General features: G+C 56.6%; 28 protein-coding genes. 5 read left to right on the top strand and 23 right to left on the bottom strand.

Annotated features, from left to right (window positions below):
* Positions 1–127 precede the first annotated feature (127 nt).
* The 7 genes from GUC22_RS25130 to GUC22_RS25100 form a co-directional block, all read right to left on the bottom strand.
* On the bottom strand, positions 128–2113 hold the full coding sequence (locus GUC22_RS25130) for an alkyl/aryl-sulfatase (protein WP_024360212.1): 1986 nt from the start codon (positions 2111–2113) through the stop codon (positions 128–130).
* A gap of 282 nt (positions 2114–2395) precedes the next feature.
* Complete coding sequence (gene alsK, locus GUC22_RS25125) at positions 2396–3322, bottom strand: allose kinase (protein WP_098140221.1); 927 nt, start codon at positions 3320–3322, stop codon at positions 2396–2398.
* Entirely contained in the window at positions 3306–4001 is a 696-nt protein-coding gene (gene alsE / locus GUC22_RS25120) for a D-allulose 6-phosphate 3-epimerase (protein WP_116943905.1), read from the bottom strand. The genes alsK and alsE overlap by 17 nt, the downstream gene beginning before the upstream one ends.
* A gap of 10 nt (positions 4002–4011) precedes the next feature.
* A complete protein-coding gene (gene alsC / locus GUC22_RS25115) occupies positions 4012–4992 on the bottom strand; it encodes a D-allose ABC transporter permease (RefSeq protein WP_004127887.1) in 981 nt (326 codons plus the stop codon).
* Entirely contained in the window at positions 4971–6503 is a 1533-nt protein-coding gene (alsA, locus tag GUC22_RS25110) for a D-allose ABC transporter ATP-binding protein AlsA (RefSeq protein ID WP_024360215.1), read from the bottom strand. The genes alsC and alsA overlap by 22 nt, the downstream gene beginning before the upstream one ends.
* A 65-nt stretch (positions 6504–6568) precedes the next feature.
* Positions 6569–7504, bottom strand: coding sequence for a D-allose transporter substrate-binding protein (alsB, locus tag GUC22_RS25105; protein WP_004137475.1), 936 nt, complete (start codon positions 7502–7504; stop codon positions 6569–6571).
* Positions 7505–7563: 59 nt separating this feature from the next.
* Complete coding sequence (locus tag GUC22_RS25100) at positions 7564–8451, bottom strand: MurR/RpiR family transcriptional regulator (protein ID WP_004137474.1); 888 nt, start codon at positions 8449–8451, stop codon at positions 7564–7566.
* A 364-nt stretch (positions 8452–8815) separates the two neighbouring features.
* Between GUC22_RS25100 and rpiB the strand changes: the two genes are divergently transcribed.
* Both rpiB and yjdP read left to right on the top strand, forming a co-directional pair.
* Positions 8816–9265 carry a bifunctional allose-6-phosphate isomerase/ribose-5-phosphate isomerase RpiB gene (gene rpiB / locus GUC22_RS25095; protein WP_004137473.1) on the top strand — a complete coding sequence of 150 codons (450 nt, stop codon included), beginning with the start codon at positions 8816–8818 and terminating at the stop codon, positions 9263–9265.
* A 69-nt stretch (positions 9266–9334) separates the two neighbouring features.
* Positions 9335–9667, top strand: coding sequence for a DDRRRQL repeat protein YjdP (gene yjdP / locus GUC22_RS25090; protein ID WP_004137472.1), 333 nt, complete (start codon positions 9335–9337; stop codon positions 9665–9667).
* A gap of 33 nt (positions 9668–9700) precedes the next feature.
* Here yjdP and phnP read toward each other — a convergent pair whose 3' ends face one another.
* From phnP to GUC22_RS25030, 12 genes are all read right to left on the bottom strand, one after another.
* The gene (gene phnP / locus GUC22_RS25085) at positions 9701–10459 is read right to left on the bottom strand and encodes a phosphonate metabolism protein PhnP (RefSeq protein WP_160183845.1); all 759 of its coding nucleotides are present in this window, start codon (positions 10457–10459) and stop codon (positions 9701–9703) included.
* Positions 10460–10473: 14 nt separating this feature from the next.
* Positions 10474–11037: a ribose 1,5-bisphosphokinase gene (gene phnN, locus GUC22_RS25080; protein WP_024360217.1), complete on the bottom strand. Its 564-nt coding sequence runs from the start codon at positions 11035–11037 to the stop codon at positions 10474–10476.
* Positions 11037–12173, bottom strand: coding sequence for an alpha-D-ribose 1-methylphosphonate 5-triphosphate diphosphatase (gene phnM / locus GUC22_RS25075; RefSeq protein ID WP_024360218.1), 1137 nt, complete (start codon positions 12171–12173; stop codon positions 11037–11039). The genes phnN and phnM overlap by 1 nt, the downstream gene beginning before the upstream one ends.
* Positions 12170–12856 (bottom strand): phosphonate C-P lyase system protein PhnL, encoded by a 687-nt coding sequence (phnL, locus tag GUC22_RS25070; protein ID WP_029669936.1) that lies wholly within the window; start codon positions 12854–12856, stop codon positions 12170–12172. The genes phnM and phnL overlap by 4 nt, the downstream gene beginning before the upstream one ends.
* 196 nt (positions 12857–13052) lie before the next feature.
* On the bottom strand, positions 13053–13811 hold the full coding sequence (gene phnK / locus GUC22_RS25065) for a phosphonate C-P lyase system protein PhnK (protein WP_024360220.1): 759 nt from the start codon (positions 13809–13811) through the stop codon (positions 13053–13055).
* The gene (locus tag GUC22_RS25060) at positions 13808–14656 is read right to left on the bottom strand and encodes an alpha-D-ribose 1-methylphosphonate 5-phosphate C-P-lyase PhnJ (protein WP_004137461.1); all 849 of its coding nucleotides are present in this window, start codon (positions 14654–14656) and stop codon (positions 13808–13810) included. Before GUC22_RS25060 ends, phnK begins: the two co-directional genes overlap by 4 nt.
* A complete protein-coding gene (locus GUC22_RS25055; protein ID WP_004137451.1) occupies positions 14649–15713 on the bottom strand; it encodes a carbon-phosphorus lyase complex subunit PhnI in 1065 nt (354 codons plus the stop codon). The genes GUC22_RS25060 and GUC22_RS25055 overlap by 8 nt, the downstream gene beginning before the upstream one ends.
* Positions 15713–16297, bottom strand: a complete 585-nt coding sequence (phnH, locus tag GUC22_RS25050; RefSeq protein ID WP_024360221.1) for a phosphonate C-P lyase system protein PhnH — start codon at positions 16295–16297, stop codon at positions 15713–15715. Before phnH ends, GUC22_RS25055 begins: the two co-directional genes overlap by 1 nt.
* Positions 16294–16746 (bottom strand): phosphonate C-P lyase system protein PhnG, encoded by a 453-nt coding sequence (gene phnG, locus GUC22_RS25045; RefSeq protein WP_064342079.1) that lies wholly within the window; start codon positions 16744–16746, stop codon positions 16294–16296. The genes phnH and phnG overlap by 4 nt, the downstream gene beginning before the upstream one ends.
* Positions 16747–17472: a phosphonate metabolism transcriptional regulator PhnF gene (gene phnF, locus GUC22_RS25040; RefSeq protein WP_004137439.1), complete on the bottom strand. Its 726-nt coding sequence runs from the start codon at positions 17470–17472 to the stop codon at positions 16747–16749.
* A 204-nt stretch (positions 17473–17676) separates the two neighbouring features.
* A complete protein-coding gene (gene yjdN, locus GUC22_RS25035; RefSeq protein WP_004137437.1) occupies positions 17677–18111 on the bottom strand; it encodes a VOC family metalloprotein YjdN in 435 nt (144 codons plus the stop codon).
* 160 nt (positions 18112–18271) lie between these two features.
* Positions 18272–18607: a zinc ribbon domain-containing protein YjdM gene (locus GUC22_RS25030; protein WP_004137429.1), complete on the bottom strand. Its 336-nt coding sequence runs from the start codon at positions 18605–18607 to the stop codon at positions 18272–18274.
* A gap of 540 nt (positions 18608–19147) precedes the next feature.
* On the opposite strand from GUC22_RS25030, the gene proP reads away from it, so the two are divergent.
* Positions 19148–20650, top strand: a complete 1503-nt coding sequence (proP, locus tag GUC22_RS25025; RefSeq protein WP_024360222.1) for a glycine betaine/L-proline transporter ProP — start codon at positions 19148–19150, stop codon at positions 20648–20650.
* 121 nt (positions 20651–20771) lie between these two features.
* Here proP and cbpM read toward each other — a convergent pair whose 3' ends face one another.
* The 3 genes from cbpM to GUC22_RS25010 all read right to left on the bottom strand — a co-directional run bounded on the left by cbpM (position 20772) and on the right by GUC22_RS25010 (position 22827).
* Positions 20772–21077: a chaperone modulator CbpM gene (gene cbpM, locus GUC22_RS25020; protein WP_004097873.1), complete on the bottom strand. Its 306-nt coding sequence runs from the start codon at positions 21075–21077 to the stop codon at positions 20772–20774.
* Complete coding sequence (gene cbpA / locus GUC22_RS25015) at positions 21077–21997, bottom strand: curved DNA-binding protein (protein ID WP_049087484.1); 921 nt, start codon at positions 21995–21997, stop codon at positions 21077–21079. The genes cbpM and cbpA overlap by 1 nt, the downstream gene beginning before the upstream one ends.
* Positions 21998–22146: 149 nt before the next feature.
* Positions 22147–22827 carry a TerC family protein gene (locus GUC22_RS25010; RefSeq protein WP_024360224.1) on the bottom strand — a complete coding sequence of 227 codons (681 nt, stop codon included), beginning with the start codon at positions 22825–22827 and terminating at the stop codon, positions 22147–22149.
* Between the two features lie 224 nt (positions 22828–23051).
* Between GUC22_RS25010 and GUC22_RS25005 the strand changes: the two genes are divergently transcribed.
* Positions 23052–23834, top strand: coding sequence for a DsbA family protein (locus tag GUC22_RS25005; protein WP_004137423.1), 783 nt, complete (start codon positions 23052–23054; stop codon positions 23832–23834).
* A 36-nt stretch (positions 23835–23870) separates the two neighbouring features.
* Here GUC22_RS25005 and GUC22_RS25000 read toward each other — a convergent pair whose 3' ends face one another.
* Positions 23871–24467: a TetR/AcrR family transcriptional regulator gene (locus GUC22_RS25000; RefSeq protein WP_024360225.1), complete on the bottom strand. Its 597-nt coding sequence runs from the start codon at positions 24465–24467 to the stop codon at positions 23871–23873.
* A gap of 115 nt (positions 24468–24582) precedes the next feature.
* On the opposite strand from GUC22_RS25000, the gene GUC22_RS24995 reads away from it, so the two are divergent.
* A complete protein-coding gene (locus GUC22_RS24995; protein WP_004137419.1) occupies positions 24583–25170 on the top strand; it encodes an NAD(P)H-dependent oxidoreductase in 588 nt (195 codons plus the stop codon).
* Position 25171: the final 1 nt, after the last annotated feature.

The raw sequence follows: 25171 nt of genomic DNA, 5'->3' as shown, positions 1-25171 counted from the left end.
AAATGTCTTTATTAATCATCCGCATTCATAACTTATTTATATTTTTTATTGTTTTTAGGTGTTTATATTTCCCTCATGGATGTATTCGCTTCCGGAAAAGAATAGAAATTTCCGGAAGCGAGCCTGATTAATTAGGCGTAACGATATTCACCCACAGTTCAAATTGATCGAGCGTGGAGAAGATTTCATCCAGCTTTGCCGCATCGCCGGTGACTTTGGCTTTCCCTGTTTTCAGCAGATCGGCCATTTTGGCCTGGCCGGTCAACACGTCGTGCAGGTCAGCACGGCTGATAGTGAAGGATGCATCGGGCTTCTGCTGAGAAGCCTGGCGATAGTTGAGCACGTTATTGTTCAGCGTCAGATTCAGGGTTTCGCCTCGATCAAGATTGAAATTCAGGCTGATATTTTTGCCTGCCGCTTTCTCGCTATCCAGACGGACTGCCATGTAATCAAACAGCATTTCGACCGTCATACCCTTGATGGTGTCGGGTGAATTTGAGGTATTGTGGGTGAGTTTATGCACGCCTTCGCGCAGCTCTTTCGCGCCGGTTAAGTAGAAACCGCGCCAGGTTGCGGACTCCGCCTGATAACCCAATTGCTCAAAGGAATTCGCTTGCAGATCTTTTGCCGCCTGGTTTTGCGGTTCGGCGGCAATCACCTGCTTGAGCAGTTCTGACGTCCAGCGATAGTCGCCCTTGTCATAAGCTTTTTGCGCCAGCTCAATTGCCTGTTTTGCGCCGCCCAGCGCTTCGACGTAGCGTTTACCCATATCGACCTGGCCGTAGGGGTTGAGGTTGGCCGGGTTGCCGTCAAAGTAACCGAGATAGAAGTTATAAACCGCGCGGGCGTTGTGGCTTACGGAACCATAGTAGCCGCGGCTGGCCCAGTTATTCTCCAGCGCTGGGGGCAACTTAATCATGTTGCCGATTTCGTTCATCGTATAGCCCTGATTAGCCAGATGGAGCGTCTGGTCATGGATATACTTGATGGTGTCGCGATATTTGCCGATATAGTCGTTAATGTGCTGGTTACCCCAGACCGGCCAGGTATGCGGCATAAACAGCACTTCAGCCTGACTGCCCCACATATCGAGCGTTTCATTCAGGTAATCGGTCCATTTACTGGTATCGCGCGTTTTAGCGCCGCGCAGGGTGTAGAAGTTATGCAGCGTATGGGTGGTATTTTCTGCGGTACATAATGCTTTAAGCGCCGGGATATAGAAGTGCATTTCTGATGGCGCCTCGCTGCCCGGCGCCATTAAAAAGTCAAATTCCAGGCCATCGATATTCAGTTTTTCACCGGTTTTGGTTATCGATTTGGTCGGGGCGATGATCGTTGGGTTGCCCGCACTGATGGTGACGCCCAGACCGTTGCCGATATTGCCCTGAGCGTTATGGGGTAGCAACAGACCATAAGAGTAGAGAACCCGGCGGTTCATAATATTCCCGGCCAGCACGTTTTCGCTGATGGCTTCTTCCATAAACCCGGCTGGAGCAATAACCTGCACTTTGCCTGTTTTAACATCCTCTTCGCTGACGATACCTTTGACGCCGCCATAGTGATCGGTGTGGCTATGGGTATAGATGACGGCAACAATAGGTTTTTGCGGGCGATGCTGATAGTAGAGGTCGAGGCTGGATTTTGCGGCCTCCGGGCTGACAAGGGGATCAACAACGATGATACCCGTATCGCCTTCAATAAAGGTAATATTGGAAATATCCTGGCCGCGGACCTGATACATGCGTTCGGTGACTTTAAACAGGCCGGAAATACCGTTGATTTGCGACTGCCGCCACAGGCTGGGGTTCACCGTGTCGGGGGCTGGCGCATTGATATCGAATTTATAATCCTCCCCCCGATAATAGGTTTTCCCATCAGCATTTTTCAGAATACCTTGATTGAGAAGCGGGGCGATAAATCCCCGCTGCGCATCATCAAAGTCCTGACGGTCGTTAAAGGGTAGCGACTGAGTATATTGCTGGTTAATTTGCTGCGTATATTGCGTGGCTGGCTGGGCGGTTTCGCTCGCAAAAGAGGTGTTAACTAATAACCCTGTTGCGACAGCAATGGCAATAAAAGTCCTGTTCAAACGGAATAACTGCAAGTTATTCATATAAATCTCCATTTATCATTTGTATTGTGAATTTATTTAGTTAAAAGAAGGGCTGCTTTATTTCTTTCCCATAATAAGATGTTTTTTTATGTTTATAGAATAAGAAATGTGAGATGGGCACCTCTTTTTATGAGGTATTTGTGCGGATTGCGATAGGGTGATTAATGAAGTTATTACATTCAATTATGATTTATAAAATCAGGGGCATTTAACTGCATATGATTTATGGTCATATTATGGGCCAGATACCGATATGAGCGGCATCTGGCCTGACGTTAAATATCATACTGTAACAGGAAGGGGTAAATAACGGCTGCGTGCCAGCGCCGCCGCGCCCTGGGCGCCGTTAAACGCTGATGATGACGCGGCGATAAAGCGTACGGCCTGATACGGCAGCGGACGGCGAACGTAGGTTTTGACCATCGCGATTAAGGCATCGCGCGGGAAGGCGGGCATATCCATCACACCGCCGCCAAGAATTACCGCGTCGGGATCGAACAGGTTGACGCTGGTGGCGATAGCGCGGGCGGCGTGGTTTAGCAACGTCTGGACAAACGGCTCCTGCTCGGCGTGGACGAACAGTTCGCCCAGCTCGTACGCTCGCGGCTGCTGTTCATACCAGCGCTTGAGCGCAATGCCGGAGCAAACGGTTTCCAGACAGGCGGGGTTGCCGCAGGCGCAGGTGAGGGCGTCATCGCCCAGCGGAATATGCCCCAGCTCGCCCGCCACGCCGTGCGCGCCGGTCCACGGCCCGCCGTTCAGCCAGACCGCGAAGCCCATACCGGTGCCAAGATAGGCCGCCAGCACCTCCTGCTCCTGCAGGCCATTCTCCTGTACATCAAAAGAGAGCTGCAGATTCACATCGCGGGAAAACTCCACCGGGCAGCATAGCGCCGCTTCCAGCCGGTCGGCCAGGTTGTAGAGGTCGTCGGCGGCGAGAGGTAGATTGGGCGTTGAGATAATCGTCCGCTTGTCTTTTGCCACCAGCGCCGGGAACCCCATCACCAGCCCGCAGCAACGGGCGTCGTGCAGGGTCAGCTGCTGCTGCAACAGGTTTTTAATGCCATTGACCAGGCCGTCGGCGCTAATCACGTCCGCGGTGCGCCGCTTTTCGCAGTGCAGCGCTTCGCCCTGCGCGGTTTGCAGGCAAAGGCGGATATGGGTCGCGCCCATATCCACGCCCGCAACAACGTTACGCTGTTTTTGCATGAGGCAGTACCTCGTGTTTCGCCGCCAGGATCTGCTCGACCATGATCTGCCACGCATCTTCAATCTTCTCGGCGTGATTAAAGAGGCCTGAAGTGCCGACGATAAAGACGTCCGCGCCCGCCGCCATCAGTTTTTGATAGGTGGCTTTATTGCAGGAGCCATCGATTTCGATCTCGTAGTTCAGCCCTTCGCGCTCGCGCCAGGCTTTCAGTTCGCCGATTTTTTCCAGCATCTCCGGGATAAACGGCTGCCCGGCGAAGCCCGGATCGACGGTCATCACCGTGATTTTGTCGGCTTTATGAATGTAGTACTTCATGGCCTCGACCGGGGTTTCCGGGTTGAGGATCAGCCCGACCTTCATGCCGTGGCGGCGGATCTCTTCGATCAGACGGAAGGCCTGGCCGTTAATCGTTTCCGGATGCAGGGTGATAAAATTCGCCCCCGCCTGCGCCAGTTGGCTAATGTAGTCCTGCGGGCGGGTGACCATCAGATGGCAGTCCAGCGGCTTGCTGGCCAGCTTTTTCACCTGGCCGACGAAAAATGGCGACAGGGTCAGGTTCGGTACAAAATGACCGTCCATAATGTCGATGTGAAAATAGTCTGCGTGCTGGTCGATAAACTCGATCTGTTCTTTGAATTTCAGCAGATCCATACACATTAAAGAGGGAGCAATTTTCATTATAAATTCCTTACTTACTGATAAGACGGTCGAGGGCGACAGCCGCGATGATTAATCCGCCCATTACCACCAGCTGGTAGTAGGTTTGTACTTGCAGAATGTTCAGTCCGTTATTGATGGTGCCGATAATCAGGCCGCCGATGACCACCGAGAAGATGCGTCCTTTGCCGCCGAAGAAGCTGGTGCCGCCGATGATGGCGCTGGCGATGGCGTAGGTTTCAAAGCCCATCCCCGCCAGCGGTTCCGCCGCCCCGAGACGCGCGGTGGAGACCACGCCCGCCAGCCCGGCGCAAACGCCGGAGATAATGAACACCAGCAGCATGTGGAATTTGACGTCGATACCGGAGTAGAAAGCGGAGTTCTTGTTACCGCCCAGCGCGTAGATGTTGCGGCCCACGCGCATGCGGGTGGTCAGGAACCAGAGGATCACCGCCACAATCAGCGAGAAAATCACCGGAACCGGTATACCCAGCGGCGTGGCGGCGAAGAAGTTAACGAAATCAAACGAGAAGCCGTATACCGAGTTGGCATCGGAAATCACCAGGGTGATACCGCGAAAGATAGCGTTGGTGCCGAGGGTGATAATGAACGGGTGCAGGCCGGTCCAGTTGACCAGGCAGCCGTTGATGGCGCCCAGCGCGCCGCCGACCAGCACGCCGCCAATCAGCGCCGCGAGGAACGGATCGACGCCCGCCAGCATCAGCTTAGCGGTGACCATCCCGGAGAGCGCGAGGATCGCCCCGACCGACAGATCGATCCCGGCGACGAGGATCGCGAAGAATTCGCCCATGCCGATCAGGACGGTGACCGAACTTTGGACGAAGATCTGCGTAATGTTGTTGGTCGTCAGAAAGTACTCTGACGACAGGGTGCCGAAGATCGCGACGATAATGGCGAGGATAAAAAAGGTGCCGTATTTATCCCAGAATAGCGCGAAGTTAAACGGTTTTTTCTCGTCCATATCGCCTTTCACTCTTGTGGTAGTGCCCATGCCATAATCTCCTCTTCGCTCAAGTCGTCGCGATTGGTCAGGATTTGCGTCAGTCGCCCTTCGCAGAACACGGCAATGCGGTCGCAGACGGCGATAATTTCAGGTAGTTCGGATGACACCATCAGGATGACTTTTCCGTCATCGGCCAGCTGGCGCATCACTTTATAAATTTCGGCTTTCGCGCCGACGTCGATACCGCGCGTCGGCTCGTCAAAAATGATCACTTCGGGGCTGCAGCACAGCCATTTGGAAATCAGCACCTTCTGCTGGTTGCCGCCGGAAAGCTCGGTGATGTTCTGATCGACCGAATGGCACTTCAGCGCCAGCAGCTTGCGCTGCTCTTCCGCCGTTTTGCGTTCGTCGCCTTCGCGGAACAGCCCCATGGCCCCTTTGTAGCCGCCGCGCTTCAGGCTCTGGCTGACCGCCATGTTCTGAGCGATGGAAAAATTAGGGAAAAAGCCGTTTTCCCGGCGGCTTTCGGTGATGTAGCCCATCCCTTTTTTTAAGGCGTCCAGCGGCGAGCGGGGGGAGATCGCTTTGCCGTTGAGATAAATTTCACCGCCGCTACGTTTATCAACCCCAAACAGGCAGTCCATGAGCTCCGTGCGCCCGGAGCCGACCAGCCCAGCAAAACCGAGAATTTCGCCGCGATTCACGCTAAATGAGATATCGCGTACCTTTTTTTTGTCATGGCTGGTAACGTTTTTCACTTCGAATACCGTCTCGCGGACGATATTGCCGGTGCTCTCTTTCATGGCGTTAAAGCGGTTTTGCAGCTCGCGGCCGACCATCAGGCGTACGATGTCGTCGTTATTCACTTCGCTGACCATTCCGCTGCAGACGCTGCTGCCGTCTTTCATCACCGTGTAGCGGTCGCAGATGCGGCGTATTTCCGCCAGCTTGTGCGAGATATAAACAATGGCGGTGCCCTCTTTACGCAGCTGGTTCATGATCAGGAACAGATAGTCCACCTCTTTGTTGGTCAGCGAGGAGGTCGGCTCATCCATGATCAGCACTTTGGCGTCGAGCATCAGCGTTTTGGCTATTTCCAGCATCTGCTTATGGCTGATGGAGAGATTCGCCACCTTTTCGTCTAAATCGATCTTCAGCCCGACGCGCAGCAGCATCATTGCCGCCCGCACGCGCATCTCTCGCCAGTCGATGACGTTAACGCCGCAGACTTTTTTCGTCAGATGACGGCCAATATATAAATTCTCCAGCACCGTTAATTCATCAATGACGCTGAGCTCCTGATAAATAATGCCGATGCCGAGCTGGGCCGCTAATTTATGGTCCAGCTTGTCGTAGTTGACATTGTTAATGGTAATGGTGCCTTTGGTCGGTTCATGGATTCCCGACAATACTTTCATCAGCGTTGATTTACCGGCACCATTTTCCCCTAATAACGCATGTATTTCGTGCGGGTATATAGTTAAATCAACCGATTTTAATGCGTGAACCGGGCCAAAGGATTTGCCGATCCCCGCCATTGAAATATATGGCGTGAGCATAGAAAATTTCCTTCATTACCTCTGGGTGAATTCCCCTCTCCCAAAGGAAAAGGGGATTTACAGACTTACTTCGTCACCAGAATGGAATCCACCAGCGTAAACTGCGGGGCTTTATCCAGCGGGATCACCTTGCCGCTCTTCTCGGCATCGACCATCAGCTTCAGGCCCGTCGCGCCGATATCCGCCGGGTTCTGCGCGATAGTCGCGGTCATCTGTCCGGCCTCGACCATTTTGCGCGCTTCCGGAATACCGTCGGTACCGACCACCAGCACCTTGCCGGTTTTACCCGCGTTGGCGACGGCCTGGGCGACGCCCATCGCCATGGTGTCGTTGGCGCAGTAAATCGCTTTAACATTCGGGTTACGCTGCAGCACGTTCGTGGCGACGTCCAGCGCTTTAATACGGTCCCAGTCGGCGGGCTGGCTGGCAACCAGCTTGATCTGGCTCGCTTTTTTGAAGGCTTCGGTGGCGCCATTGCGGCGAGCTTCACCGGAGGCGTTACCGGCTTTACCTTCGATAATCGCCACTTCGCCGCCTTCCGCACCCAGCTTGTCGATAATAAAAGCCGCGCCCTTCGCCCCAACCGCCACGTTATCGGTGGTGACGAAAGCCTCGACGTTGCCGCCTGCTTTCTTCAGGTTATCCATATCGATTTTTTCATCGAGGTTGACCAGATAGATGCCCTTTTTCCAGGCTTTAGCCACCGGCATCACCAGGTTTACCGAGGAGAGGGGCGCAAAGGCGATACCTTTGTAGTTTTTGTTGCTCAGGTCTTCAAACAGCTGCAGCTGCGACTGAAAATCGCCTTCGGAAGGGGAGGCAAAAATATCGACGCTTACGCCCAACGTTTTGGCTTCGTCTTCTATGCCCTTTTTCATATCCACCCAAAACGGATTGGATAAGGTTTTTAAGACCACAGCATAATCGGCGGCGGCAAAGGCGCTGGTGGATAACATTACGCCCATGAGCGTGCCGCTGAAAATTTTCAGATATTTATTCATGGCAGTATTCTCAGTGTAGGATACAGTTATATTGATCCCACCAACGTGGGATCGGTTTTTTATTTAAGCGCGCCGGGTGAAAAGAAATTAACAATCGCGCCGGTTTTTTGCATATTTAAATTCGCTTGTTCAATATTCAGCTGGGCAACGGAAACAAAAAAAGCATCTAATAATGTGAGTTGTAATATACGCGCTGAGGCGTTACGGCCTAATAAAGGCGTCTCTGGTGCTGGCGAACAAATAATAAAATCAGCTAGTTTGGCAATCGGTGAATGATAGCTATGGGTGATACAAATAATTTTTGCGCCGTTCTTTTTCGCCAGCTCCACCGCCGATTTGATATCGCTGGTGCGCCCGGAGTGCGAGACCACCAGTACCACATCGCCTTCCTTCAGCAGCGAGGCGGACATCATCATGATATGCGCGTCCGGGTAGGCCTGGCAGCGCACGCCGATGCGTAAAAACTTATGCTGCACGTCCGCGCAGATGGCGTTTGAACCGCCTGCGCCATACAGGTCACGCTGGTTGGCCTGGGCGAAAAAGCGCGCCGCGCGATGAATTTCGTCGACGTTAACGATCGACTGGCCTTCCATAATGGTGCGCAGGGTGATGTTAAACACCTTATTCACCACATCCTGCGGCGCTTCATCAAAAGAGAGCTCAGTCGGCAGGACCTGCTCAGACTGCGAGAAATAGGCTTCCAGCGCGCTGCGCAGATTACGAAAACCGCTAAAACCAAGCAGTTTAGAGACCTTAACGATCATGGCCTCAGACACCGACAGCGCCTCTGCGACGTCCTTAATGGCCGGCGCATCGCTCAGATTGCCGGGGGTAAGCAACCATTCGACGATGCGGCTTTCATTTTCGGTCATCCCTTCCTGCTTCATGCGAAGCCAGGGGGCAAGGCCGATACCGTTGGGGAGCGAACTGGATTCTGACTGACTCATCGCTTTCTCATTGTCCATAAAATGAAGACGTCACTATATCACCACAGGCAAAACAGAAAAGATACAATCAACTTCACAAATTTTATATTTTTATAAAGTATTGTCTGTTGTGAAGTTTTTGGTGGGTGTATTTTTCGTTTTTTGATTTGTTATTTGTTAAATATCAATAAATTATATGGTTTATATTGATGTTTTTAACGGCGTGATTGTTTGAGGTAAAAGAACACTGACGCTTGATTTGTGAAATTACAGCGTGTAGAACAGGCCCTGGCTGCGGTGTTTTTGACGCTTATTTGGCCGATAAATGCCGTTTAAATCACAACATAAAGCATTTCCGTAAAGTGAATAACAGGCGAGGCTAGGTATGAAAAGGATTGCAATTGGCTGCGATCATGTCGGGTTTATTCTGAAAGACGATATTGTGTTGCATCTGCGTCAGCGCGGAATGGAGGTGGTGGATAAAGGCGCATGGTCAACGGAACGCACCGATTATCCGCGCTATGCCAGCGCCGTCGCGCAGGCGGTTGCCGCCGGCGAAGTTGACGGCGGGATTCTGATCTGCGGCACCGGCGTCGGCATCTCCATCGCCGCCAATAAGCACCCGGGCATTCGCGCGGTGGTGTGCAGCGAGCCTTACTCCGCGCAGCTTTCACGCCAGCATAATGACACCAACGTTCTGGCCTTTGGCGCCAGGGTGATCGGCCTTGAACTGGCGAAAATGATCGTTGATGCCTGGCTGAGCGCCGAATTCGAGGGCGGACGCCATCAGGGCCGGGTAGACGCCATCGGCGCGATTGAACAGCAGCGGATTTGAGATTCCTCCGCTACTCGCCGCGATAGCCCTTGATTAACGTAGAGCCAGCCCCCTGATGAGACTGGCTTTATGAAACGTTACTCTACTGCTTTGCTTTTCTGCGCTCTTTCCTTCGCCAGCCAGCTGGCGCACGCCGATATTATTGACGACGCGATCGGCAATATTCAGCAGGCCATTAATGACGCTTATCAACCCAACGGCAGCCGTTCCGATGACGATGATTATGATGATGGACGCTATCAGGGCAGCCGTCAGCAAAACGCCGATCGCCAGCGGCAGTATGACGATCAACGGCGACAGCTGGAAGATCGTCGCCGCGAACTTGATGAGCGTCAGCGCCAGCTGGACCGGGACCGCCGTCAGCTGGAAAGCGACCAGCGCAGGCTGGATGATGATTATTGATGCGGCGCGACCCGCGGCCTTCGTCGCGCCCGGTTAATCCAGCACAATCTCCATACCGTCAAATCCCGCTTCAAATCCCGCAGGCAGAGAATTTTCCATCATCCACGCATCGAACTGGTGGCTGATATGGGTAAGGATCACCCGCGGGCAGCCAATCACCTGGTTAATGGCCCGCACGGTGTTGAGATCGCAGTGGTTGCGCGGCGGCTGCGGGCGCGGCTCGTGACTACAGTCGATGATGATAAGCTGCGGTCGGTTGTTAAGCAGGAACTTGAGGGTTTTTTCCGGCAGGGCGGCGGTGTCGGACAGCCAGGCGACCCGGCTATGGGCCGATTCCAGCAGGTAGCCGAAAGTGAGCTTTGAGTGGTTCAGCGGCAGCGGCGTAACGCGCAATCCCTGAAGTTCAAACATCACGAACGGCTCAACGGTATGGCTGAAATCAAGCAGGCCCGGATGCCTGAACAGGTCATCGCAGCCCTGTTCATCGGGCGGGCCGTAAACCGCAATAGGTTCGCCCATTCCCCAGCGCAGGGGGAACAGGCCCTGCACGTGATCCATATGATAATGGGTGAGCAGAAACTGCTGAAAGCTGCCGGCGGGCCACCGCTCCAGCAGATCCGGCAGCCCGGCATCGAGCAGCGTCACCGCGTTGTTGAACTTCACCGCCGCGCTACAGGGGCGACGGCGATGCGCGTCGTCGGCGCGGGCGCGGCGGCAGGCGCGGCAGTCGCAGCCGAAAACCGGCACCAGCTGCGCGCCGCCGGTGCCGGTCAAGCGGATCGTCAGGCTCATGTTTTCTCCTCGTCTCAGGCAATTTGCTGCTCGTGTCGATTGCCGTGAACGCGAATCAGCGAGACCAGCGCATCCACCGACTGGCTCAGACGGCCATCGTTATTCAGGGTCAGACACGCGCTCGGCGTATAGCGCGCCGCGCGTTCCAGCCGCTGGGCGATTTCCGTCTCGTTCTCCCTTCCACGCTGCTCCAGGCGCTGTCGCAGCACCTCCGGCGAGACCTGCAAACAGATGGGCAGCAGGGCGTCGGCATAGCGCGCCTGCGCCTGCGCGAGGTGGGCGCGGGAGCCATTAGCGACCACGTCAAACCCGGCGTGCAGCCACAGGTCAATCTCGATGCCGATGCCGTAGTAATTATTGTTAGCGTGCCAGCTAAGGGCAAACAGATGCTGCTCGGCGCGGGTAAAAAACTCATGTTCGCTGAGGGCGATATGGTTTTCACAACCCGCGTTGTGCGGGCGGGTAATGTAGCGGTGCGCCACCAGCAGCTGGGGATGCTCCCGCTGGCGCAGCGCCGCCAGCAGGCTGTCTTTACCGGAGCCGGACGGACCGACCAGCCAAATCAGTTTTCCTGTCATCAGAAGACCCTCTTGCCTTGCCGCCAGACGCGATCAATATGGATATGCTCGCCGCGACGGTGCGCCAGCACCAGATCCGCCCGTTTACCTTCGGCAATCACCCCGCGGTCATGCAGCCCCAGCGCCTGCGCCGGGTTTTTGCTTACCAGGCGAATGGCCTGCGCGAGGGTAAAGGCGTTGCCCCCGTCGTCGGCGATGCGGAAAGCGGCATCCAGCAGGCTGGCGGGATAATAGTCGGAGGAGAGAATATCCAGTAGGCCGCTGGCCGCCAGCTGGTGAGCGGCGACGTTGCCCGAGTGGGAACCGCCGCGCACGATATTCGGCGCGCCCATCAGAACGTTCATGCCGTGCCGGCGCGACGCCTCCGCGGCAGCAAGGGTGGTGGGAAATTCGGCGATGGTGCTGCCAAGTTGGCGTGATTCGAGCACATGTTCGCAGGTGGCGTCATCGTGGCTGGCCAGCGCGATATTGCGCTCGCGGCAGATAGCGGCGATGCGCTGCCGGTTGGGCTGCGACCAGGCTGCCGCCAGCGCCATCTGCTCCTGTTCGAAGTTGTCCATCTGTTCGTTGGTCAGATGGTATTTGCCCTGATAGTAGTCGCGATATTTGCTGAGGTCGGCGTACTGGCGCTGGCCGGGGGAGTGATCCATCAGAGAGACCATGCTCACCGGCTCGCGGCCTACCAGCTTCTCAAACAGCGGCAGGGTGGTGTGATGCGGCAGTTCGCAGCGCAGATGCAGTCGGTGTTCGGCGCGGTTGAGGCCGCGCTTTTGCGTCTCTTCGACGGCGTTGATCATTTTTTCCAGGTTTTCCAGACGGTCGCCGCCGTCGCGCACATCGCCAATAGCCACGGCATCGAGCACGGTGGTGATGCCGCTGGCGACCATCAGCGCGTCGTGGCTGCTCATCGCCGAGTGGGCGGGCCAGTCCACCTTGGGTCGCGGGGTGAAAAACTTGTCCAGGTTGTCGGTATGCAGCTCGATAAGCCCCGGCAGCAGCCAGCCGCCTTCGCCGTCAACCGCCTCCGCCAGCCGGCTCTGGTTTTCGGCAAAGGCTGAGATTCTGCCGTCGTGAACTTCCAGCGAACCGTTAACCACCTCGTCTTCGAGGACCAGCTTTACGTTATTAATAATCATGCTGAAATCCCCATCGGGTGCAGGCGGTCGGCGACCTGGTGGCGCGTGGCCTCGTCGTGGAAAATACCGACGATCGCCGCGCCGCGGGCTTTGGCTTCGTGAATCAACGCCACCACCGCGGCGCTGTTGTTAGCGTCCAGCGAGGCGGTGGGTTCGTCGAGAAGCAAAATCGGGTAGTCGACCGCGAAGCCGCGGGCAATGTTGACCCGCTGCTGTTCGCCGCCGGAAAAGGTTGAGGGGGCGAGGTGCCACAGGCGTTCGGGGACGTTCAGGCGCGTTAGCAGGCGGGCGGCTTTCGCGGCGCTCTCTTCGCGCGAGGCACCCAGTTCGAGCAGCGGTTGCATCACCACGTCGAGGGCGGAGATACGCGGGATCACCCGCAGAAACTGGCTGACCCAGCCGATGGTAGTTTTGCGCACTTCCAGCACTTTGCGCGGCGTGGCGGTAACCAGGTCGACCCATTCGTCGCCGTGGCGAATATGAATGTGGCCGCTATCGGGAAGATAGTTGGCGTACAGCGAGCGCAGCAGGGTCGATTTGCCGCTGCCGGAGTGGCCGTGCAGCACCACGCATTCACCGGCATTCACGGTCAGCGAGGCGTCGGCGAGGACCGGCAGACGGACGCCGTGCTGCTGGTGCAGAACAAAGGTTTTATGGATGTTTTCAACGCGGATGGCGTTCATTTTTAGCCTCATCGTGCCTGAATTTCCCCGGATCGCGGCGTAAACGCCTTATCCGGGCTACCTGATGCATTAACTCACGAAGCGCGACCGGGGATTCCCGGAGGCGGCGCATTGCGCCTGTCCGGGCTACCGGCCCGCAGACGGCCCGGCACCCGTAGCCCGGTCAGCGCAGCGCCACGGGGGAGTGGACCTATGTTCAGTTCTGCAACACCGACGACACCAGCAGCTGGGTGTAGGGGTGATGGGGATCGTCGAGCACCCGGTCGGTTAAGCCGCTTTCCACCACCTGTCCTTGTTTCATCACCAGCAGACGGTTAGCCAGAAGGCGGGCGACGCCGAGGTCGTGGGTCACAATCACCACCGCCAGGTTTAGCTCCACCACCAGGCCGCGCAGCAGATCGAGCAGGCGCGCCTGCACCGACACGTCCAGCCCGCCGGTGGGTTCATCCATAAACACCAGCTTCGGCTGGGTCACCAGATTGCGGGCGATTTGTAGACGCTGCTGCATACCGCCGGAAAAGGTGGTGGGCAGGTCGTCAATGCGCGAAGGCGGGATCTCCACCTCCTGCAACCACTGCTCGGCGGTGGCGCGAATATCACCGTAGTGCCGCGCGCCGGTCGCCATCAGGCGCTCGCCGATATTCCCCCCCGCCGACACCTGGCGGCGCAGTCCGTCCATCGGATGCTGGTGCACCACGCCCCATTCGGTGCGCAGCAGGCGGCGGCGATCCGCTTCGCTCATCGCGTACAGCGAACGGTTCTGATAGCGCACGTCGCCCTGCTGCGGCGTCAGGCGGGCGGAAATCGCCTGTAGAAGGGTGGTTTTCCCGGAGCCGGACTCGCCGACGATACCCAGCACCTCTCCCGGCCACAGTTCAAACGAGACGTCGCTGAAGCCTTTGCCCGGCGCGTAGAGGTGGGTCAGATTATTGACCGCCAGTAACGGATGACTCATTTTTTCTGCTCCTCGCTCTGCTGGCGGCAATAATCGGTATCGGAACAAACAAACATCCGTTTGCCGCTGTCGTCGAGCACCACTTCATCAAGATAGCTATGGCGCGAACCGCAGATGGCGCAGGGTTCATCCCACTCCTGAACGGTAAACGGATGATCGTCGAAATCGAGGCTTTCTACCGGGGTGTACGGCGGCACCGCGTAGATGCGTTTTTCACGTCCGGCGCCGAACAGCTGGAGGGCGGGCATCATATGCATCTTCGGGTTATCGAATTTCGGAATCGGCGACGGGTCCATTACGTAGCGGCCGTTGACCTTCACCGGATAGGCGTAGGTGGTGGCGATATGGCCGAAGCGGGCGATATCTTCGTACAGCTTCACCTGCATCACGCCGTACTCCTCCAGCGCGTGCATGGTGCGGGTTTCGGTCTCGCGCGGCTCGATAAAACGCAGCGGCTCCGGGATCGGCACCTGGAAGATCAGGATCTGATCTTCAGTCAGCGGCGTTTCCGGGATCCGGTGGCGGGTCTGGATCAGCGTCGCGTCTTCGGTGCGCTCGGTGGTCGCGACGCCGGTGACGCGTTGGAAAAACTGGCGAATCGACACCGCGTTGGTGGTGTCGTCGGCGCCCTGGTCAATCACCTTCAGCACGTCATTTTCGCCGATGACGCTGGCGGTAAGCTGGATACCGCCGGTGCCCCAGCCGTAGGGCATCGGCATCTCGCGACCGCCGAAGGGCACCTGGTAGCCGGGGATGGCCACCGCTTTCAGGATGGCGCGGCGGATCATGCGTTTGGTTTGCTCGTCGAGATAAGCAAAGTTGTAGCCGGTCAATGCGTTAGCCACGTTGATTCTCCCGTTGCAGGCGTTTAAGCAGCGCCAGTTCGGCCTGGAAATCGACATAGTGGGGAAGTTTAAGGTGCGAAACGAAACCGGCCGCCTCGACGTTATCGGCATGCGCCAGCACAAACTCTTCATCCTGAGCGGGGCCCGCCACTTCTTCGCCGTACTCCGGCGCCTGGAGCGCGCGGTCCACTAGCGCCATCGCCATCGCTTTACGCTCGCTCATGCCGAACGTCAGGCCGTAGCCGCGGGTAAAGTGCGGCGGTTCATCCTCAGGGGCGACAAAGCCGTTAACCATTTCGCATTCGGTCATCAACAGTTCACCGATATTGACGGTGAATCCCAGCTCTTCGGGAGCGATCTCCACCGCGACGTAGCCGCTGCGAATTTCACCGGCAAACGGGTGGTTGCGCCCGTAGCCGCGCTGGGTGGAGTAGGCCAGCGCCAGCAGATAGCCCTCGTCGCCGCGCGCCAGCTGCTGCAGGCGCGAAGAGCGCGAGCAGGGATAGACCGGCGGATGGCGGGTGATATCGTCGGGCTGCGCGTCGGTATCTCGTTCGGCTTTCGCCAGTTCTTGCTGAACCAGCAGATTAAAAACGTGCGGCGCGGCTTCCTGCGGCGCGCTATCGGTCGCCAGCGGCGGCGTTTCGCCGTTGGCCAGCAGGGTAAAATCGAGCAGGCGGTGGCTGTAATCGTAGGTTGGGCCGAGCAGCTGGCCGCCGGGAATATCTTTATAGACCGCCGAAATACGGCGCTCAAGGCGCATTCCGGCGGTGTCGACGGGCTCGCTGACCGCCAGCCTTTGCAGCGTGGTGCGGTAAGCGCGCAGCAGAAAAATCGCTTCGACGCTATCGCCGCTGGCCTGCTTCAGCGCCAGCGCCGCCAGCTCCCGGTCGGCGATACCGCCTTCGGTCATCACCCGGTCCACCGCCAGATTAAGCTGCTGGCTAATCTGGTCAACGCTGATTTCAGGAAGCCGTCCATCGCCTCGGCGTTTCTGTTCCTGTAGGGCGTGAGCGGCGACGATCGCCTTCTCGCCGCCTTTGACGGCTACGTACATTAGCAGACCTCGACATGGGTGGTGCGCGGGATAGCCAGCAGGCGTTCGCCGCAGGTGAGGATCAGATCGATGCCCAGCGGGAACGGATGCGGGCGCTCGGTCAATTCTTCAATAATGCATTCCGGCAGCTGCGGGGCGATCATCCGCTCTTCGGCGATCCCCGCGCCGGTCAGCCGCAGCATCCGGCCGCCGCTCAGGCTGGCAAGCTGGACCACCAGCGTGACGCCGGTTTCCGGGGCGACGACGGTTCCGGCGGAAAGCACGTTAAGCTGCTCGGCGCTGATGGTGTCGCTGGCGACGGCGAAGATCGCCTGCTGCGGCTGCTCAACCAGCGGCGCGCCGGTATGAAAGCGCAGATTCTGGCCGACGAGATCGTTATGCAGCGCCGGAGCCAGCCAGACCGGCGTGTCGTGATCCACCAGCGTCAGCAGCAGGCTGGTGGAGGCGACGTTCAGCGGCTGCCAGCCGTGCTGAAGCTGTTGCAGGGAGACAATCACTCCCGGCTCGCTCATCGCTTTCAGCAGGCGGCGGAAACTGTGCTGGGCGTCCTGCACAGCCAGGGTAAAGGCGGGTTGTAGTGTCATGCGTTATCTCCGCGAACCAGAGTAAAGAAGTCGACCCGGCTGGCGTTGACTTCGGCGCGTCGGGCTTCAATGCGCGCGCTACGTTGTTGTTCCAGCGGGGTTATCAGGGTTTCCATCAGGGTGTGAAAATGGTGTGGCGACTGCATCAGGGCATCGATAGCCGCGCAGCGTTCAGCGTGCGGACGGTCGCGGCCCAAAATCCAGCTATAGCCGAGCGTTCCGTCGGCCAGGCGAATGGCGGCGCGGGTTAAGGTGGCGTCTCCGGCAAAGAACCGGTCGCCGATGCCGCCCATACGCGCCTGCAGCTGAACCAGTCCGGTTTCCGGGGCGCGAATCAGCTCATACTGCGGCGCGAGCTGCAGGGTCTGCATCCGCGCCGCCAGTTCTTGTGGTTCACTGTGGGCCAGCACGGACATCCAGCGCTGGCGGGTAGCGGTATCAAAGTGCATTCAGTGCTCCATGGTGAATTCAATCATGTCGGCGCGGGTCAGGCTGACGGAGTACTCCGTCGCGTTCTGCTCGTCCTGGCGATGATTCAGGGTGCGCACGCACAGCAGCGGCGCCATGTTGGGAATGCCGAGAATAGTGCTCTCTTTGGCCTGCGCGCGGCGGGCGCTGATTTTGGTGCGTACGCGGGTCAGTTCGATATCAAGCCGGTCGCGCAGCAGGTCATGGAGAGAGCCGTGGGTAAAGGTTTGCAGAACCGGCCACAGTCGCAGGTCGGTAAAGTAGTGGTCTATCAGGCACAGCGCGACGCCGTTAACGCGGCGCAGGGTGCGCAGGTGGATGACGTTATCGCCTTCATTAATGGCAAAGGCTTCGGCAACGTGGCTGCTGGCCGGGCGTAACACCGACAGCAGCTTCTCGCTGGTCGGATGGCTGCCCTGTTCGAGAAGATTCTGGCTAAAGCGGGCCTGGGCGTTGAGCGGATAATCGATCGGGCGCATCAGAACCAGCACGCCGACGCCCTGGCGGCGCTGGACCCAGCCGCGTTCGACGAGCTGATCGATGGCCCGGCGCAGGGTATGGCGGTTAACTTCAAAGCGGGTCGCCAGCTGCTGCTCGGCGGGAAGATAGTCGCCGCAGCGGTAGTGGTGGCGAAGCTCTTGCTCAAGTTTGGCGGCAATTTCCTGATATCGTGTCGGGTAACTGGTCGGATGTCTGGATAAGTACATGTCAATCGAGCCTCACTATGGACATGAAGGAGTTTCCCTCTGAGCGTGGGCCGATCCTGACGGTTTTTTGTTACATTTCGGTTAACTCATGATGACCGGGGGATGAAGAGTTAATGCCGGTGGGATGACAGGGGGAGGGGGAATGAACGCACGGATGCCCTCACCCCGGCTCTCTACCGGAGGGTGAGGGGAGGAAGGTAAGCGTTAAGGCTCTTTCACCACGTTGACCATCCACGGGACGCCAAAGCGGTCGATGACTTTACCGAAGCCGTGCGCCCAGAACGTTTCCTGCCAGGCCATCTCTATCTGGCCGCCGTCGGCGAGGCCGTCAAACCAGCGTTTACCCTCGATAACGTCTTTTGGGTCGAGCACGATGGTAAACCCGGCGTAGCGCTCCATTTTGCTGGAGGGGCTGTCGCTGAGCATCAGGATGCCATCCGCGATGCGCAGGCTGGCGTGGGCGATACCGTCGGCAGCCAGGTGCTGGCCGGAAGGGCAGCCATCTTCGGCGTCCTGGCTATTCTGCGGCATTTCACCCCAGGTGATTTTGTGGAGCAGCTCAGCGCCCAGCGCCTGCTGGTAGAAAGCGATGGCGGCAGCGCAGTTGCCGCTAAAAGCGATATAGGGACTTAAGGGCATAAGCATTACCTCAGGTAACGAATATTCCATTAAGCGTAGAAGGGGATTGCGGAATTAAGCCAGGCGGCAGCGACGGGTAAAGTGAGTACGAATGCGGGAAGGCTGGCCAGAGCGCGGAAAAAATATATTTCCCCCGACGATAGGCGTCGGGGGAATAAAATCAGTTCTTTTTAACAAATTCGGATTTTAGCTTCATTGGGCCAAAACCATCAATTTTACAGTCAATATTATGATCGCCTTCCACCAGGCGGATATTTTTAACTTTAGTACCAATTTTTAGCATCGAAGAGCTGCCTTTAACCTTCAGATCTTTTACTACGGTGACGCTATCGCCGTCGGCCAGTAAATTGCCGTTGGCGTCTTTGACAATCAGCGCGTCGTTATCGTCCACAGGCTCGGCATTGTTCCATTCGTGGGCGCATTCCGGGCAAACAAACATGCCGTTGTCTTCATAAGTGTATTCAGAATGGCATTTTGGGCAGTGGGGCAGTTGCATGACGTTCCTCGCGATTACTGGGTAAAACAGGACGTTGGTCCTTTAAATGGCGGCTGATAGCCGAAAGTGATGCTGATTATAGCGCAATCCCGCACTTTTGTCGGGCCTTTTTTATGACACTTCCCAGCGGAGAAAGAGAATATATATTGTGGGGATAGGCGGGGTTATTTCCTTAAAAACCGCCAGTTATTTCCGGAAATGTATCGCTAAGTTCCAATATTCATTGAACTTATTGGTTTGAGATGACTCTGTTTAAGGGTAGGTAATTTTTTGTGAAGTTGATCCCAAATTTAAACGCTGTTAGGGTAAAAAGGCGAGAACGCAAATTCACTACACTTATTAGCGGCACCGCTTATTTGATTATGGCCAGAGCAGGCGTCAACAGGTTCGGTTGTACGGACTGTCAGCAGACAGTGCAGGCAAACCTGCTACGCTTGAAATGTGGAGCACAGCAATTCGCCGCTCCCAACGCATGACGCGAATGACCTTGTCATTCGGCGGAGATTCGTGCGCTCAAGGCGAGAGCAAAAGAGGAAAATTATGCTTAAAAGGAAAAAAGTAAAACCCATCACGCTTCGGGATGTGACCATCATTGATGATAGCAAACTGAAGAAAGCGATTACCGCAGCGTCGCTGGGTAACGCGATGGAATGGTTCGATTTTGGGGTTTATGGTTTTGTTGCGTATGCCCTGGGTAAAGTCTTTTTCCCCGATGCCAACCCCAGCGTGCAGATGATCGCCGCGCTCGGTACCTTCTCGGTTCCCTTCTTAATTCGTCCATTAGGCGGCCTGTTCTTCGGGATGCTGGGCGATAAATACGGTCGACAAAAGATTCTGGCGATAACCATTGTCATCATGTCGATAAGTACATTCTGTATCGGTCTTATTCCGTCGTATGCCACGATTGGCATCTGGGCGCCAATACTGCTGCTGCTATGTAAAATGGCGCAGGGTTTTTCGGTGGGCGGAGAATATACCGGCGCATCGATCTTTGTGGCGGAATACTCGCCTGACCGTAAACGCGGCTTTATGGGCAGCTGGCTGGACTTCGGTTCAATAGCCGGTTTTGTAATGGGCGCGGGCGTGGTGGTACTGATTTCCAGCGTGGTGGGTGAAGAGAACTTCCTCAGCTGGGGCTGGCGTATTCCGTTCTTCCTGGCGCTGCCGTTAGGGATTATTGGTCTTTATCTGCGTCATGCGCTGGAAGAGACGCCGGCGTTCCAGCAGCACGTTGATAAAATGGAGCAGGGCGATCGCGAAGGCCTGCAGGAAGGACCGAAAGTCTCCTTCAAAGAGATTGCGACCAAACACTGGCGTAGCCTGCTGACCTGTATCGGTCTGGTGATTTCCACCAACGTGACCTACTACATGTTGTTGACCTATATGCCGAGCTACCTGTCGCATAACCTGCACTATTCAGAAGATCACGGGGTGCTGATCATCATCGCCATCATGGTCGGGATGCTGTTCGTTCAGCCGGTTATCGGTATGCTCAGCGACCGTTTTGGCCGTCGCCCGTTTATTCTGATTGGTAGCGTGGCGCTGTTCGCGCTGTCGATTCCGGCCTTTATCATGATTAACAGTAACGTTCTCGGCCTGATTTTCGCCGGTCTGCTGGTGCTGGCGGTAGTGCTGAACTGCTTTATCGGGGTGATGGCCTCGTCGCTGCCGGCGATGTTCCCGACCCACATCCGCTTTAGCGCTCTGGCCAGCGCCTTTAACATCTCGGTGCTGATTGCCGGTCTGACGCCAACCCTGGCGGCGTGGCTGGTAGAGAGCACGCAGAACCTGATGATGCCGGCTTACTATCTGATGGTGATTGCGGTTATTGGCCTGATTACCGGCCTGTCGATGAAAGAGACCGCCAATCGTCCACTGAAAGGGGCGACGCCAGCGGCTTCGGATATTCAGGAAGCGAAAGAAATTCTCGGCGAGCACTACGATAATATCGAGCATAAAATCGAAGATATCGATCAGGAAATCGCCGACCTGCAGGAAAAACGTTCTCGCCTGGTGCAGCAGCATCCGCGCATCAACGACTAAATCGTTTTGCTGGTAACTCATGCCGCCGCGGGCTTCCCCCGGCGGCATTTTTTATGCCCTGCTGAGGTTATTCGCGGACCGCCCAGGCCCGGTAAGGACCGGGCGATGCCGCGGCGAGGGCTTAGCTATGCGTCAGAAAGCGCGCCAGCCGCTGCTGCAGGATTTGATTTTCGCGGCTCAGGCGCGCGTTCTCGTCCAGCAGCGTTAAGGCGACAGCGATACCCGGCCAGTCCAGCTCCAGCTCTTTGCGCAGGCGTACGGCGCGGTGCACGATGGTCACCGCGCTATCGTCAAACAGCCAGTTTTCCCGCTGCGGCTGGCGCGGCTCAATCATGCCGAGGCCGACAATCTCGTTAAGCTCCTCTTCGGAAAGGCCGGTGTGGAGACAAAACTCGGTAATCGTGAACGTCACTGTTATCTTAGCCATCAGGCTTTCCCCCATGTCTTACGCGGCTCGAAGCTGGATTGCGCATCCGCCAGCTGCTGCCAGAGCGCGCGGCTCTTCTCATCTGGTTTTGGCGGCATGACGATTTTAATCACCGCATACAGGTCGCCGGTGGTGGTTTTGCTGGTCAGCCCTTTGCCTTTCACGCGCAGCCGCTGACCGGCCTGGCTGCCCGGCGGAATGGTTAGCAGGATGCTCTCTTTCAGCGTCGGGATGGTAACTTTAGCGCCCAATGCGGCTTCCCACGGCGCCAGCGGCAGGACGATTTCAAGGTTATGGCCGACGACATCAAACAGCGGATGCGGGGCGATATGGATCACCAGCCACAGATCGCCGTTGGGGCCGCCATTTTCACCGGGAGTACCCTGGCCTTTCAGACGGATGCGCTGGCCGTCGACGACGCCCGCGGGAATTTTCACGTTCAGGGTTTTCGGCGTTTCGCTTTCGACCATGCCAAAGACGTTATAAACCGGCAGCTTATAGCTGATGGTGCGCGTCTGCTCCGCCAGGGTTTCTTCAAGGAACACCGCGACTTCTATCTCTAAGTCATGACCGCGGACGCCGTGCTGGCGGCGGCTATGGTGCGCCTGCTGGCCAAACATGGTGGAGAAGATGTCGTCGAAGTCCTGCTGGCTATAGCTCTGCTCGCGGGAATGCTGCTGCTGCCGGCCAAACTGCGGATCGTTGCGGTGCTGCCAGAGCTGGTCGTATTCGGCGCGGCGCTGGTCATCTTTAAGCACTTCCCAGGCTTCGGCGAGATCTTTGAATTTGGCTTCGGCATCGTTTTCTTTGCTGACATCGGGGTGATATTTACGTGCCAGACGGCGATAGGCGGTCTTAATGGTTTTCAGATCGTCCGTTGGCTGAACCCCTAGAATGGCATAATAATCCTTTAATTCCATGGCGTTATCTCATTTATGCGCAATATGACGGTTACAGATCCCTGGATCAGGTGTCTTTATTAAGCTTAGGGCAAATGAGGGCGGATGGGGCGGAAAAGTGGCGCAAACTTGACGCCGTCGGGATTGACGGCGGCCGATCGATAATATCCCTATTCGGTGGAGCGCCTGCGGTTTCTGCGCAGCCCTTCGAGCAGCACCAGGGCTGCGCCAATGGTTCCGCCCATCAGTGGGAGAGCGGCGGGCGCGTTGGGGAAGAGATGAACGATGGTCACATCGGTCACCATCATTGAACCGGCTATCCAGCCGATGAGCGCACCGCCCAGCATCACCACGGACGGGAAACGGTTGAGGATTGCCAGCACCAGTTTGCTGCCGAGGACGATAATCGGAATGCTGATTAATACGCCCAGCGCGACCAGCAGCAGATGGCCTTTCCCGGCGGCGGCAACCGCCAGTACGTTATCCAGCGACATAATGACGTCGGCAACGGTAATGGTGACCGCGGTACGCCACAGGCTGCTGGAACTGCTGACCTCGCTTTCTTCTTCCTGATTAGTCACCAGCTTGATGCCAATCCACAGTAGCATCAGCGCGCCGACCACTTTAAGCCACGGTAGTGAGAGTAAATAGATGGCGACGGCCAGCAGCAGCACGCGTGCCGCAATCGCGCCGAAGGTACCGATAATAATGGCTTTGGTACGCTGCTGCGGCGGCAGCTTACGGCAGGCCATCGCGATCACCACCGCGTTGTCGCCGCCCAGTAACAGATCGATAGCGATAATTTGCAGCAGAATAACCGCCACGTCCCACTGACTGAAAAACTCATTCATAGCCAACTCATCGAACCACCAAAAAAGACCCTACAGGAAAACGCAGGGGCGAAGGGTACTCTCGTTCGGGCGCCTTGACCACCTGTCCGAGAACCCGAACGCAGCGAGTTATTGAAAAATATAGTTACCAATCATTGCCTCGTCCGGCAATGATTCGCAGGTAAAGGATGATATTTTGTTCGTAGAAACACATCTGCCGTTCACCTATCGCAAGGACTAACCACATGCCCGGCCACAAGAATTTACTCACATTTGCCTTTATTGGCGCCTCCCTGTTTCCGGTTATGGCGACCGCTGCTGACGCACCGACCTTTACGCCTGAACAAGAGGCCCGTATTGGCAAAATCGCCGCGGATTATTTAGTTGCGCATCCGGAAGTGCTGCTGCAGGCCAGCCAGAAGCTGCAGCAAATTCAGCAACAGCAGCAGGCCAGCGCCGCGACCCAGGCGGTACTGAAGAACGCGGCCGCGCTGACCCAGGATAAAAATACGCCAACCTACGGCCCGAAAGAGGGCAAAGTTACGGTCATTGAATTCTTTGATTATCAATGCGTTTACTGCAGCCGTCTGGCGCCGGTAATGGAACAGGTGATCAAAGAGAACCCGCAGACCCGCTTTGCCTTTAAAGAGTGGCCAATTTTTGGCAGCCGCTGGGAAACCTCGCTTGCAGCAGCGAAAACCGGCCTGCAGATTTATCAGCAGAAGGGCGCTGAGGCTTATCTGACCTACCATAACGGGATCTATTCCACCGGGCATAACGAAGGCAAGCTGACGGCCGCCGACATCCAGCAGCAGGCGAAGAAAGTGAATTTCGATGCCGGGAAAGCGGCGGACGTTGAACCGGCGCTGGAAAGCATCAATCAGCTGGCGCAGGAAATTGGCCTGAGCGGGACGCCTGGAGTTATCGTGATGCCGACCACCGGCGCCACGGAAGCGACGATCACCGTGTTCCCGGGGCTGGCGGATAAAGCCTCGCTGGATGCGGCGATCAAGAAAGCGGGCGGCTGATAATCATCAACGCGTCCGCCGGGCGGCGGGCGCGGCTTAGCGATGGCAGCAGCGCTGCAGCATCGACATAATCACCTGAAAGAGCTCATCTTTAGCCTGCTGCTCCGTGATAACGCCGTTCACGACCGCGGCCGATAGACCGTCGGCGGACCCGAGCATGGCGAGAATGGCCGCTTCGCTGAGGTTGTCACTTTCGCAAAGCGGCGCAAAATAGTCCCGGCATTTCCCGGTAAAAGTGGCGATGCACTCTTGTTTGATCTTCTCCAGCTCGGGCGTCCCGGCGAGCGCGGCCATGACGCTCGGCATCTCGCGCCCTTGAAGCAGCACGCACTCGATATAGGCGTTGGCGATCGCCGCGGCCAGTTTATCCACATTCGGTTCGGTATTGCGCAGTATTTCATCCATTCGCGCCGTCTGGCGCTGGTCGTATTCCGTGTATAGCGTCGCGAAAAGTCCCGAACGGCTGTCAAAATGATCGTAAACCACCGGTTTAGTGACTCCCGCCTGCGTCGCCAGGTAGCCCAGCGTCAGGGCATCGGTCCCTTCTTGCCGAATAATCTGCCAGGCAACATCAATCAGCTGTTTGCGCCGCTCTTCTCGCGTTAAACGCTGCCGTACGAGTGGTTCAGACATAGAAGCATTCTCCCGTTGACATGCTTATATACCAAAGGTAACTTACTATTGGTAGGTTACTGTTAGTATATAAGACTACGTCCAATATCGTTGTATAGCAACTGGGGTATCCGTCATGCATGCATTAATCGTGGTTTCTCATCCTCTTAATACTTCTCTGACTCACAGCGTTGCGGCGGCGATTGCGCAGGGGGTTGCCGAATCCGGCTCGCATCACAGCGCTGAAATTGCCGATTTAACCCGGGAAGGCTTTAGCCCGGTTTTTGCCGAACCGGATATTGCCGCCTTTCGGCAAACCGGCGCTACGCCGTCCGATGCGATCGCTGAACAGGCCAGAATCGATAACGCCGACGCGCTGGTGCTGGTGTTTCCCATTTACTGGTGGTCGATGCCGGGGCTGCTGAAAGGCTGGATTGACCGGGTGTTTTCAAACGGCTGGGCCTATGAGGAGACCGCCGACGGCAACGTAGTGAAGAAGCTGGGACGCCTGCGGGTACATCTGGTGGCATTAGGCGCAGCCAGTCAACAAACGTATGACAAGCACGGGTTTACCGATGCTTTTAATGCGCAAATTGTCCACGGCATTTTTGATTACTGCGGGGCTACGGTCGCCAGTTCGCAGATGCTGCTGTTGCCGGACCTGCAAACGGCGGAAGCGCATCTGGAGGCGGGGCGCCAGCTAGGAAGGAAGATGTTTGGCTGAG

The sequence above is a fragment of the Klebsiella sp. MPUS7 genome (genome assembly GCF_009905335.1).
In the GTDB taxonomy this organism is placed as follows: domain Bacteria; phylum Pseudomonadota; class Gammaproteobacteria; order Enterobacterales; family Enterobacteriaceae; genus Klebsiella; species Klebsiella grimontii.
The sequence above is the reverse complement of the archived record's forward strand: the minus strand, read 5'-3'. Positions and strand labels throughout refer to the sequence as shown.